Source organism: Rhizobium sp. CFBP 8752 (assembly GCF_014842035.1).
Lineage (GTDB): Bacteria > Pseudomonadota > Alphaproteobacteria > Rhizobiales > Rhizobiaceae > Neorhizobium > Neorhizobium soli.
In genome coordinates, this window is sequence record NZ_JACYUZ010000003.1 from 194,980 (window position 1) to 207,139 (window position 12,160).

At 60.6% G+C, this 12,160-nt stretch carries 14 protein-coding genes; 1 reads left to right on the forward strand and 13 read right to left on the reverse strand.

What is annotated here, in order from left to right; all coding sequences use genetic code 11:
• Positions 1-2: 2 nt before the first annotated feature.
• The 12 genes from IFT59_RS16895 to IFT59_RS16950 form a co-directional block, all read right to left on the reverse strand.
• Positions 3-1,199: a transporter associated domain-containing protein gene (locus tag IFT59_RS16895; protein WP_062453996.1), complete on the reverse strand. Its 1,197-nt coding sequence runs from the start codon at positions 1,197-1,199 to the stop codon at positions 3-5.
• A 9-nt stretch (positions 1,200-1,208) separates the two neighbouring features.
• A complete protein-coding gene (gene ybeY, locus IFT59_RS16900) occupies positions 1,209-1,718 on the reverse strand; it encodes an rRNA maturation RNase YbeY (protein ID WP_192087600.1) in 510 nt (169 codons plus the stop codon).
• Between the two features lie 17 nt (positions 1,719-1,735).
• Positions 1,736-2,791 carry a PhoH family protein gene (locus IFT59_RS16905; protein WP_062453998.1) on the reverse strand — a complete coding sequence of 352 codons (1,056 nt, stop codon included), beginning with the start codon at positions 2,789-2,791 and terminating at the stop codon, positions 1,736-1,738.
• A gap of 24 nt (positions 2,792-2,815) precedes the next feature.
• On the reverse strand, positions 2,816-4,228 hold the full coding sequence (miaB, locus tag IFT59_RS16910) for a tRNA (N6-isopentenyl adenosine(37)-C2)-methylthiotransferase MiaB (protein ID WP_192087601.1): 1,413 nt from the start codon (positions 4,226-4,228) through the stop codon (positions 2,816-2,818).
• A 42-nt stretch (positions 4,229-4,270) separates the two neighbouring features.
• A complete protein-coding gene (locus IFT59_RS16915; protein ID WP_446737841.1) occupies positions 4,271-5,074 on the reverse strand; it encodes a lysophospholipid acyltransferase family protein in 804 nt (267 codons plus the stop codon).
• Between the two features lie 39 nt (positions 5,075-5,113).
• The gene (locus IFT59_RS16920) at positions 5,114-5,539 is read right to left on the reverse strand and encodes a Fur family transcriptional regulator (protein ID WP_062454001.1); all 426 of its coding nucleotides are present in this window, start codon (positions 5,537-5,539) and stop codon (positions 5,114-5,116) included.
• Positions 5,540-5,577: 38 nt separating this feature from the next.
• Complete coding sequence (locus IFT59_RS16925) at positions 5,578-6,072, reverse strand: GNAT family N-acetyltransferase (protein ID WP_062578867.1); 495 nt, start codon at positions 6,070-6,072, stop codon at positions 5,578-5,580.
• 39 nt (positions 6,073-6,111) lie between these two features.
• Positions 6,112-6,765 (reverse strand): tRNA (adenosine(37)-N6)-threonylcarbamoyltransferase complex dimerization subunit type 1 TsaB, encoded by a 654-nt coding sequence (gene tsaB, locus IFT59_RS16930; protein WP_192087602.1) that lies wholly within the window; start codon positions 6,763-6,765, stop codon positions 6,112-6,114.
• A 21-nt stretch (positions 6,766-6,786) separates the two neighbouring features.
• Positions 6,787-7,353 carry a NifU family protein gene (locus IFT59_RS16935; protein WP_092663738.1) on the reverse strand — a complete coding sequence of 189 codons (567 nt, stop codon included), beginning with the start codon at positions 7,351-7,353 and terminating at the stop codon, positions 6,787-6,789.
• Between the two features lie 121 nt (positions 7,354-7,474).
• Positions 7,475-7,966, reverse strand: a complete 492-nt coding sequence (locus IFT59_RS16940; protein WP_062454005.1) for a universal stress protein — start codon at positions 7,964-7,966, stop codon at positions 7,475-7,477.
• A 117-nt stretch (positions 7,967-8,083) separates the two neighbouring features.
• Positions 8,084-9,148, reverse strand: coding sequence for a tryptophan--tRNA ligase (gene trpS / locus IFT59_RS16945; RefSeq protein WP_062454006.1), 1,065 nt, complete (start codon positions 9,146-9,148; stop codon positions 8,084-8,086).
• A gap of 138 nt (positions 9,149-9,286) precedes the next feature.
• Entirely contained in the window at positions 9,287-9,694 is a 408-nt protein-coding gene (locus tag IFT59_RS16950; protein ID WP_192087603.1) for a VOC family protein, read from the reverse strand.
• Between the two features lie 225 nt (positions 9,695-9,919).
• Between IFT59_RS16950 and IFT59_RS16955 the strand changes: the two genes are divergently transcribed.
• Positions 9,920-10,411, forward strand: a complete 492-nt coding sequence (locus tag IFT59_RS16955; protein ID WP_062454008.1) for a YcbK family protein — start codon at positions 9,920-9,922, stop codon at positions 10,409-10,411.
• Between the two features lie 2 nt (positions 10,412-10,413).
• Here the strand turns inward: IFT59_RS16955 and murJ are convergent, their stop codons facing one another.
• Complete coding sequence (gene murJ / locus IFT59_RS16960) at positions 10,414-12,006, reverse strand: murein biosynthesis integral membrane protein MurJ (RefSeq protein ID WP_192087604.1); 1,593 nt, start codon at positions 12,004-12,006, stop codon at positions 10,414-10,416.
• Positions 12,007-12,160: the final 154 nt, after the last annotated feature.

Consider the following 12,160-nt stretch of genomic DNA (forward strand, 5'->3'; position numbering starts at 1 on the left):
ACTCAGGCCGATGGATGATCGTTGCCACGATCGGACGAGGGTGCCGGCAGAAGCACGGTCGGCGTCTTGTCAGTAATCGCCTTCTGCTGCGTCTCGGCAACGGGCTCGCCCTCGCCCTTGAGCTGCCTGCGGCGAACGAGCGCGCGCTTGCGCATGATCCGGACCCGCTTGATGCGGCGCGGATCGGCGTCGAGGATCTGGAATTCGAACCCTGGCACAGCCTGCACGACTTCACCGCGCACCGGAATGCGACCGAGCGCTGAGAAGATCAATCCACCCAGCGTATCGACGTCGTCCAGCCGGTCCCGCACGTCGAAATCGGAGCCGATCGCCTTGGAGATTTCCATCAGCTCGATACGGGCATCGGCAATGAAGATATCGTCGCCGGCACGCGAGAACATCACTTCCTCGTCGTCATGCTCGTCCTCGACATCGCCGATCACCATCTCGACGATATCCTCATGCGACACGAGACCATCGGTGCCGCCGTATTCGTCGATGACCAGCGCCATCTGCGTACGTGCGGCCTGCATCGTGCTCATCAGCTCGGATGCCAGCATCGATGGCGGTACGAACAGCAGTTTGCGAACCAGGCCTGCCTCGGCAACGGTCTGATCGAGATTGACGCGGCTGAGATCGAAGGCCGCCTTGGCGGTCCGGGCCGGCTTCTCGACCGCTCCACCGGCAACGACGGCTGCTGCTGCCGTTGCACGGGTACCGGTCCGGCGCTTGTTGCGGGCCTGTTTTGCCAGATAGGACAGAAGGTCGCGGATATGCACGAAGCCGCGGGCATCGTCGAGATTGTCGCTGTAAACCGGCATGCGCGAGCGGCCGGTCTCCTCGAAATGGATCATCAGTTCGCCGATCGTCATGCTCATGTCGACGGCTTCGATATCGGCGCGCGGCACCATGATGTCCTCGACGCGAACCTCGCGGAAGCGGAGGATGTTGTGCAGCATGGCGCGCTCTTCCGGAGAAAAGGCGTTGCTGACATTGGTGTCGGTCATCAGCGCGTCGGCGAGATCCTCGCGGAGCTGTTCGCCCTGCGACGGCCGCAGCAGGCGGACCGCCCGAGACCAGAATGTATTATGGGATTTGGGGTGGTGCTCGGATCGTCCCGAACTACTTCCCTCGTCCGACGAGGGTGAGTCCGAACTGTCCTTGCCCTCGCGGGCGACATTGCTCGAATAATCGTTCATTGTTCCAAACTACACTATCGGGTCCTGCCCCGCATAGGGGTCAGATAGGCCGAGACCGGCTAAAATGCGAGTCTCGAGTGTCTCCATTTCCTCCGCCTCGTCCTTTTCCATGTGGTCGTAACCGAACAGATGGAGAAAGCCGTGGACCAGAAGATGGGTCAGATGATCGTCGAAACTCTTGTCGAGATCAACTGCCTCGCGTTCGACAGTCTGCCTTGCGATGACGATATCGCCCAGCATCAGGCCCGGCATACCGCCGGGTTCGAGCGGAAAAGCGGGGAAAGACAAGACGTTGGTCGGCTTGTCCATGCCGCGCCATTCGGCGTTGATTGCCCGGATGGAATCATCGTCGGTAAAGACGAGAGAGACTTCGGGCGGTATTTTCGGAAACGGTTGATCTTCTTCGCGGACGAGATAATCGGCGGCCGCGGCGAAAACCTTTTGCGTCAACGCCAAAAGCGCCGGCTCTTCCGGCCAGCCTTCGTCGTCGATGCTGATCTGTATGTCGAGTTCGGGCATAGGGACTGGAAACCGGACTAGCGTCCGGCCTCCTCGCTTTCCTCGTGGACGGCATATTGCGCGTCATAGGCCCTGACGATGCGGCCAACCAGCGGGTGGCGCACGACGTCGGTATCCTTGAAGCGGATGACCGAGATGCCTTCGACCCCGTTGAGGATCTGCAGCGCCTCGACCAAACCGGATTTCACGCCGCGCGGCAAATCCACCTGGCTCGGGTCGCCGGTGATGATCATGCGTGCGTTTTCACCAAGACGGGTGAGAAACATCTTCATCTGCATCGATGTCGTGTTCTGCGCCTCGTCGAGGATGATCGCGGCATTGGCAAGCGTGCGGCCGCGCATGAAGGCGAGCGGCGCGATTTCGATGACCCCGGCCGTGATTGCCCGTTCGACCTTGTCGGCTGGGATCATGTCGTAGAGCGCGTCATAGAGCGGCCGCAGATAGGGATCGACCTTTTCCTTCATGTCGCCAGGAAGGAAACCCAGACGTTCGCCCGCCTCGACGGCCGGACGCGAAAGAATGATCTTGTCGACGGCACCGCGTTCCAGCAGCTGCGCGGCATGGGCGACGGCCAGATAGGTCTTGCCGGTACCGGCCGGACCGACGCCGAACACCATCTCTGCCCGATCGAGCGCCCGCATATAGGCGTCCTGCGTCGGGGTACGCGCGACAATCGTCTTTTTCTTGGTGGAGATCTGGCTCATCGAAAGCCTGGCCTTTTTCTCGAGCGTCGGCAGTTGCAGCTGGTCGTCCGCAGCCTGTGCCATGCGGATAGCTCCTTCGACATCGGATGTTTCGATGGTGCCGCCCTTCTGGATTCGCTCATAGAGGGTATCGAGAGCCCGACGGGCCTGATTGGTGGCTGGGACATCGCCTGAAATGGCCACGGAATTACCGCGGGGCCGCGCATCAATATTGAGGCGCTGTTCGAGAAGTTTCAGATTCTGGTCGAATTGACCGAACAGCTCGCTCGCGAAGCGATTGTTCTCGAACGTCAGGACAAAGTGGTTGGCGTCGGTCGCTGCTGATTTGGGGTGGCGCGCTGTCGAAGAAACCGATTCTCGTCCGCTCAAGTAAACAAGCTCCTCACTTGCTGGTCAGGCACCCATTAAACTCTCTGCCGGCTCGGCAAACAAGCTGTTCGGGCCGGTACCAATGATTCGTACACGGATAATCTCACCGATTTGCGATGTTTTTGCATCAACATTCACAGACTGGAGCCAGGGCGAACGGCCGATCACCTGCCCGGGCATACGTCCCGGCTTTTCCAGAAGCAGATCGATCGTCTTTCCAACACAGGATGTGGCGAAATCGGCCTGCTGTTTCAAGAGCAAAGCCTGCAATCGTTCGAGACGCTCGGCTTTTACCTCTTCAGCGACCTGATCGGTGAGATCCGCGCCGGGCGTTCCCGGCCGGGTCGAATATTTGAACGAGAAGGCGGAGGCGTAGTTGACGTCCTCGACGATCTTCAACGTGTCTTCGAAATCCTGATCGGTTTCGCCCGGGAAACCGACGATGAAATCTCCCGACAGGGCGATATCGGGACGGGCATTGCGGATGCGGTCGATGAGCGCCACATATTCCGCGCCCGTATGACGACGGTTCATCGCCTTCAGGATGCGGTCGGATCCCGACTGAACAGGCAGATGCAGATAAGGCATCAGGATGCGCAGGTCGCGATGCGCCTCGATCAGTCGGTCATCCATGTCGCGCGGATGGCTTGTCGTATAGCGCAGGCGGGCAAGGCCCGGGATTTCAGCAAGACGATAGAGAAGGTCGGCGAGACCCCAGTCGTTACCGGTTGGGCCTTCAGCGCTCCAGGCATTGACGTTCTGGCCAAGCAGGGTGATTTCGCGCACGCCGCTTTCGACCAGCCGGATGGCCTCGTCGACGATCTGGCTGATGGAGCGGGACACTTCCGAACCACGGGTATAGGGCACCACGCAGAAGGTGCAGAACTTGTCGCAGCCTTCCTGCACGGTGAGGAAAGCCGTGACGCCGCGGGCACGAATGAGCTTGCGGTCGGTGGCCGGCAGATGGTCGAACTTGTCCTCGACCGCGTATTCCGTATCGACCACCGGCTTGCCGCCGCGAGCCTTGCGCAGCGCATCCGGCAGGCGGTGATAGGTCTGCGGGCCGATCACCACGTCTACCGATGGCGCACGGCGGATGATTTCCTCGCCTTCCGCCTGGGCGACGCAGCCGGCAACGCCGATCATCAGTTCTCGGCCTTCGGCAGCACGCGCCTTCTTCATGTCGCGCAGACGGCCAAGCGCGGAATAGACCTTCTCGGCGGCCTTCTCGCGGATATGACAGGTGTTGAGCAGGATCAGATCCGCCTCGCCCATCTCCTCAGTCGCGACATAGCCTTCGCTCGCCAACGCGTCGCCCATGCGGGTCGAATCGTAGACGTTCATTTGACAGCCGTAGGTCTTGATGAAGACCTTGCGGGTGTTGGGGATGCTGACGGGCTCTTCTGCCGGCGACGAAAGGGTGACGTGTTCGTTCATGGCCGTCTCCTTACTCCAAGAAGGACCGGATTTGAAGCGGTTCTAATCGGCGTCGTATTCTCTTTGGCGAAGATGCCGGACCAGCATGCGGCGAAGCCGGGCGGTAATGGTCTGGCTGAGATGCTTGCGGTTGTCGCCCGTGCGGAAATCGACCGTCTCGCCGAACGCCACATCCACGTCGATCGCGCCTTCCTTCAGCACGCCCATCAGGTGCGGCATGAGCTCGATATCCCCCGGCCAAGCCGCCAGCGGGCGGTGGAAACGACCCATCGCCATGCCATGCACCCGCGTATAGGCGATCGAGACGGGCTGGACATACACGACGCCGTGGGGCGTGTGCGGCACGGCGGCAGCGGCTGCCCCAAACAGCGAGGACTTTACCTCGAGCAGGCGGTTGCCATCCGACGTCGTGCCTTCCGGGAAGAGCACGACGATCTCGCCCGCCGTCATGCGTGCGGCAATCTCGTTGATCTGGTCGCCGGTGCGGCGCTTTTCCTCGCGGACGACGAAGATCGTCTTTTGCAATTTCGCGAGCGTGCCGAAGATCGGCCATTTGGCGACTTCCGACTTGGCGATGAAGACGACATCCGCGATGGCGCCGAGCACGAGGATATCCTTCCACGAGACGTGGTTGGAGGCGAGCATCAGGGGTCGCCGATGCTGCAGGTGACCGTGGACGTGGATGCGGATCCCGAGCAGGAAGCAGGCAGAGCGGTGCCAGAGGCGCGGAATATAACGGCGCATCTTAAGATCGAAGGCGAGGCCGATCAGCTGAAACGGTAACAGCACAGCCGTGACCACCAGCAGACAGACGACGATGAACCCGATGCGGATTGAGGTGATCACTGTCGATCCTTGGCTGTCGTCACGCCGTTCGTGTTCGGGCTATTCGTCTTTGTCGAGCGGGATGCCGTAGAGTTCCAGCCTGTGTCCGACCAGCCGGAAGCCGAGTTCGCGGGCAATGCGCTCCTGCAGCGCTTCGATCTCCGCAGATTGGAATTCGATCACCGTGCCGGCATTGAGATCGATCATGTGATCGTGATGTTCTTCCGGCACCGTCTCGTAGCGAGAGCGACCGTCACGGAAATCGTGGCGCTCGATAATGCCCTCGTCCTCGAACAGTTTCACGGTGCGATAGACGGTCGAGATCGAGATCCGTGGATCGACCTTGGAGGAGCGACGATACAGTTCCTCGACATCCGGATGGTCGTCGGAGTCCTGCAGGATGCGCGCGATCACCCGGCGCTGATCCGTCATGCGCATGCCCTTCTCGGCACACAGTTCCTCCAGATTTTTGGAAAGATCCGTCATGACGTTTTGGCCTTCAAATGCTCTCGTTTCATCACGAACTAACGAAGAACGCGGCTCATGACAAGCGCCGAGGACCGTCGTCCATCGGCACCGGTATAATAGGCCGGGCGTTCGCCGACCTTTTTGAAACCCAGCCTGCCATAGAGCGTCACAGCGGCCTTGTTTTCGGACTCGACCTCGAGAAACATTGTTTCGGCGCCGCGCGATGTCGCTTCGCGCAAGCCGGCCTGCATCAGCCTCCATCCGAGCCCAAGACGGCCAAACTTTTCGGGGACGGCGATCGTGAGAATTTCCGCCTCGCCGGCTGCTTCGCGCACCAGCACAAAGCCCCCGAAGGGTTTGGAGAAGAACGCGTTGGTCTGGCGTGCGACGAAGCCGAACACGCCTTTCTGAAGAAGAAGATTCTGGAATTCGCCATCGTTCCAGCCGCGCGGAAAGCGCGCACCATGAAGCTCGGAGACTTCGACGCAGTCGGAGATCTCCATCGGGACGACTTCGAAAAACGGCTTCCAGCTGAGATAATCGTCAAACATCGGGCATTCGGTCGCGTGAAAGAATTGAACGACGCGGAGTTACGAGATCTGCCGCGCCAACGCAAAGCCTGTCTGCGGTTTTGCATCCGGTCCACGAAGATAAAGCGGTTTCGGCTTTTGCGAACCTTTCGGCTTTGACGCCGCAAGTCTTGCAATGACGGCGATATCGAAATGGTCAGGCAGGACCGGCGCCTCGTGCGGGCGCCATGAGCCGGTGACATCAGCCGAAAGCTGGGCAATCAGGGCCGCCGCATCGTGCGGAGACAGCGCCGCGGGTTCGCTAAGCGCAACGCCTTCGGATGAGAATGCCTGGGCATAGACCTCGTCCCGCTTGGCATCCATGGCGGCAACAACGGGGCGTCCCGGATGCTTGGCAAGATGCGCTGCTGCGAGCGTTTCGAGCGTGGTGACGCCGACGCATTCCACATTGAGCGCCAGGGCCAGACCTCGGGCGGCGGCGACGCCCACCCGGATACCGGTGAACGAGCCCGGGCCGATGCCGACGGCAATGCGCTGGACGGATTGAAGTGGAAGGCCAGCGTCATCAAGCGCCTGGTCGATGATCGCCATCAGGCGCTCGGCATGACCCTTGCCGAGCGTTTCGGTGACGGCCGACAACAGCCTGCCCGACGCGCCATCATAGAGCGCGGCAGAACAATCAACCCCGGCAGTATCGATGGCCAGAACGAGCATGTGCGGAACTGTTTTTCGAAATCAGATGGCTTCGACTGCCTGCACTTCAGGCACGAAGTGCTTGAGCAGGTTTTGAACGCCATGTTTCAGGGTTGCCGTCGAAGACGGGCAACCGGCGCAGGCGCCCTTCATGTTGAGATAGACAGTGCCATCCCGGAAACCCTTGAAGGTGATATCGCCGCCATCCTGGGCAACGGCCGGACGAACGCGGGTTTCCAGCAGTTCCTTGATGGTCGCGACCAGGGTCTCGTCGTCGGCCTCGTAGAACTCGCCGTCTTCATCGGTATCTTCGGCAAGCGCAGACGTACCGCCCATGACCGGCTGGCCGGACATGAAATGCTCCATGATCGAGCCGAGGATCGCCGGCTTCAGATGCTGCCATTCGGCGCTATCCTTGGAGACGGTGATGAAGTCGTAGCCGAAATATACGCCGGTGACGCCGTCGATCCCGAACAGTCTGGCTGCTAGCGGAGAAGCATCGGCCTCGCCCGCATTGCGGAAATCGGCAGTGCCCTTTTCCATGACGATCTTGCCGGGCAGGAACTTCAGGGTTGCCGGATTGGGTGTGGCTTCCGTCTGAATGAACATGATATGTCTCCTTGACCCGTGCGCGCCAGCGGGCGCCGCAAACTTAGAACTCTTCCAAAGAAGATAGTCGCGATCAGCTTTTGGTTCAAGTGCGCCTTTCTTCCAATCTGGTCAAGAGAGGTCAGGCGAGCGCGTCGATTTCCTCGTCGGTCAGCGTGTCAGGCAGAACGGTGACGGGAATGGGGAATGCAGCACCCCTGCCCGCGACGGCCGAGACCAGCGGGCCCGGCCCTTCCTTGGTCGAACCGGCCGCCAGAACCAGAACGGCGATATCGCGATCCTCTTCCACCAGCATGTTGATCTGCTCGGGCGCGCTTCCCTCGCGGATGACGATTTCGGGATCGATCCCGATCGTTTCGCGCACCCTCTGGGCGGCCTTCGCCATGATCGATTCCGCTTCTTCCATGGCTTCGGCGCGCATGATCTGCTCGACGCCGATCCATTGCTGGAAATCCCCATCGGGGATGACGAAAAGCAGCACCAGGCCGCCATTGGAATTCTTCGCGCGGCGGCCGGCATAGTGCACGGCAAGCTCGCATTCGGGGGTGCCATCGATGACCGCTATGAACTTGCGCCGATGTCCCTCAAGCCTGGAAAGCCGTTTCGAAACCATGCCGCCCCCTCAATTCCCGTCGGACGTTGTCGTTGTGGCGAAATTATACGAACCCGCGAAAATGAAAACCCGCCACGCGACCGTGACGGGTGCAAGATTTTCGAGGCGCTCTCCCGCTCAGCGCAGGAAACCGACGATATCGAACACTTCACCCATGACCTTTTCGGCTCGGGCGCGGGCACGCTCGCCCCCATCACGCAAGATAGCGTCGATATGGGTCGTGTCGTCCAGCAGGCGGCGCATCTCGAGCGAAATCGGCGCCAGAACTTGAACGGCGAGGTCGGCAAGCGCCGGTTTGAACACCGAGAACTGCTGGCCGCCGAATTCGGCAAGCACATCCGCCTTGGTGCGATCGGCGAGTGCCGCGTAGATGCCCACGAGATTGGCTGCTTCCGGACGCCCTTCGAGGCCTTCGAGTTCGCTCGGCAGGCCTTCCGGATCGGTCTTCGCCTTGCGGATTTTCTTCAGGATCTCATCGGCATCGTCCATCAGGTTGATGCGCGACAGATCTGACGGATCGGATTTCGACATCTTCTTGGTGCCGTCGCGCAAGCTCATGACGCGCGGGGCCGGACCATCGATCAGCGGCTCGACGAGCGGGAAATAGCCGTGGATCGGCTCTTCGCCGACGACCATGTCGACGCCGGTGCCGGTCGCACGGATCTTGTCCTGGAAATCGATGTTGAATTTCTGGGCGATATCGCGGGCAAGCTCCAGGTGCTGCTTCTGGTCATCGCCGACAGGCACATGGGTGGCGCGGTAGACGAGAATGTCGGCGGCCATCAGGCTCGGATAGGCGAGCAGTCCGAGCGAGGCGTTCTCGCGGTCCTTGCCGGCCTTGTCCTTGAACTGGGTCATCCGGTTCATCCAGCCGATGCGGGCGACGCAGTTGAAGATCCAGGCAAGTTCGGCATGCTGCGGCACGGCGGACTGGTTGAAGACGATATGCTTCTTCGGGTCGATGCCGGAGGCGATGAACGCTGCCGCGATGGAGCGGATCTGGCCGCGCAGATCGTCATGCACGAGCTGGGCCGTGATCGCGTGCAGATCGACGACGCAGTAGATGCAGTCGTTGTTTTCCTGCAGGGCGACGAACTTGCGGATAGCGCCGAGATAATTGCCGAGATGGAGATTGCCGGTGGGCTGGACACCGGAAAAGACGAGCGGCTTGAAGCTGTTCATTCTAGATCCTCGATAGGCTGATGGAAGGCCTCAGGCCGTTGGACTTGCGCAACCTGACAAGTGTGCGTGCTTGCCGCTGCTGCGCCCCGCGGGCCATGTAGCTGATGGCCGGGCTTATGCACGCCCCGCCACGAGGGATCAAGAGGCTGCATCGTCCGCGTGCTGAATGAGATCCCAAAGGTTGCTGTAGCAATCGGCAAACACTGCGACCGTGCCATAGGGTTCGTGGCGCGGTTCTTCGATGAAGCGGACGCCTTTGGCTGACAACCGGGCGTGATCACCGGCAAAATCGTCGGTTTTCAGGAAAAAACTTACCCTGCCTGCCGTCTGGTTGCCGATCGCCGCCGTTTCGGCGACCCCGTCGGCGCGTGCCAGCAGGAGCGCGGCCCCATCTCCGCCCGGCGGGCGCACTACCACCCAGCGCTTGGTCGCCTCCAAAGGGGTATCGGCGACAAGCTCAAAGCCCATGATTCCACAGTAAAAATCGAGCGCCCGATCGTAGTCGTCAACGACCAGCGTGACCAGAAATAGGGAACGGATCGACATCGAAACACACCTTGTTTTGTCGTGGCGGGTACAGGTCTTCGACGCTTACTGCCCGCCATGTCAAGGAACTCGAAGCAACCATAAGGTTAACGCAGTTTAACCCCTGAGGCAGACAAATCCCACTTTGGGGCAAATTCCTCCATACTGAGGTCACTTTTCGGAAAGAAATACTCCCCCACCAAGTCGACCCCAGTCGGTCGTGAGTATTTTCCGAGGTTTACCCGTATGCGCATCTTTTACCGCGTCGCGCTGTCCTGCTTCATGACGCTCTGCCTAACGCTGTCCGCGACCGCACAAGCCGCCGAAAAAGGCGAGAAACGCCGCAGCAGTTCTTTCAAACACGACTACTCTGCTTACTATACTGTCCAGCGCGTCAGCGTTCGGACCAACTGCTTTCCCGAGAAGCTGGGTGCCATCCTTGCCCATATCGCCAAGGAAACCGGCAAGAAGCCGATGGTGACCTCCGGCCACCGTCCGCGCTCTGGCACATCACAGCACAGCCATTGCTATGCCGCCGACATTCGCGTTCCCGGCGTTGCAGAAAAGAGGGTGCTTGCGGCAGCAGCAAGCGCGCCTGGAATCGGTGGCATCGGCCGCTACTGCAACGGCATCGTGCATGTGGATGTCGGCCCGCGACGCGCCTGGGCGCATTGCGGCAAAGGTGGAAAAGGTGGCAAGGGCAGCCTTGCAAGCCTGAAGCGCCGCGGAAAGTCCTGAGATCAGGACTCCGCCGGTGGTGGGACAGCAGACTTTGGCTTCCGCTTGATGTTTCGCCTGATCATGCCGAGATCGGCACCGCCGATCGCAAACGCGCAGGCGAAATAGACGACCATCGCAATCCCCAGAAGGCAGGCCAGAGCCAGCACCTGGGTCAAGAGATGCGAGCCCGGCTGCAACCATGGGCTGGCATAGGGAAGCGCATAAAACAGGGCCGCCGCCATAATCCCTGTCGCGACGAGCAGCAAGGCAGTACGCCGGGCAAGCGCCCATTCCCAGACGAGATCACCCCGCCAGACCAGCGTCGAGAATAGCAGGATCGTGTTGATCCATCCGGCCGCGGCTTCTGCCGTCGCGATGCCGCGTTCGGCGATCATCGGAAACAGCGTGATGGCAAGGCCCGAGTTGATGACGACCGACACCATGGTAAAGCGCATCGGCGTTTTGGTATCCTCGCGGGCATAAAAGCCCGGCTGCAGCGCCTTGATCAGCACGAAACCCGGAAGACCGATGCCGTAGATCGCAAGGATCGAGGCGACGACGGTGGTGTTTTCCGCTGAAAACGCACCGCGCTCGTAAAGCACACGGATAATCGCATCCGACAGCATCCACAGACCTGCAGCAGCAGGAAGCGTCAGGAACAGCACGAATTCGATCGAGCGGTTCTGGATGTTGCCGGCTTCCTTGACGTGGCCGCCTTTAAGCGCCCGCGACAATTCGGGCAGGAGCACCACGCCGACGGCAACGCCAACGACACCGAGCGGCAGCTGGTAGATGCGGTCGGCATATTGCAGGGCAGCGATTGCGCCTTCCTTGCCCGACGCAATCGCCTGGCCGATGATCTGGTTGATCTGGGTAATGCCGCCGGTGATCGCGGCCGGAACCGCGAGCCAGAGCAGGCGCTTGACGTTGGGTGTCATCTTCGGCCGGCGAAAGCCGATATTGATGCCCGCGTGGCGCACGCCCACGTAGACGACGCCAAGCTGCAACACGCCCGCAACCAGCACGCTCCACGACAGATACCAGGCGATTTCGCGCGGATCGGCGCCAACCCAGAGGCCGTAGAGAAGCGCTGCGATCATCACCACGTTCAAGAACACCGGCGCGATGGCGGCGGCAAAGAAATGATGCAGCGAGTTGAGCATGCCGCTCATCATCGCCGTCAGCGACATGCACATGAGATAAGGGAACATGACGACAGCCATGCGCACCGTCAGCGCGGTCTTTTCCGCGTCATCGGCAAAGCCCGGGGCAATGACCCACCGCACCAGCCAGGGCATGGCCAGCTGCATTGCGATGGTGATGATCAGCAGCGCAGAAAACAGGACGCCGAAGACCTCTTCGGAAAACCGCTTGGCACCATCGACGCCGTTCGCCTCGATTTCCTTGGAAAACAACGGAACGAAAGCGGCGTTGAAGGCGCCTTCGGCAAACAGACGGCGAAACAGGTTGGGAAACCGGAAGGCGGCGTAAAACACGTCTGCCATCGGCCCCGTGCCAAGGGCCGCCGCCATGAAGGTTTCACGGGCGAAACCGAAAATGCGGCTGCCGAGCGTTGCGCCGCCGACGGTTGCGAATTTTCTGGCGAGGCTCATCGGGCTTGGCTCATCGTCTTGCGCTCATGCTTGGGGAAGCTGGGATTGTTCATGTTCTACCTGTGCATTGGCGTGCGTCATCCGTCCGGCGCCCTGCCCCACTGTTTCTGTGGCGCAAAAGAGCGGACCGAACGAAGCACCCGTTCAGCAGGGA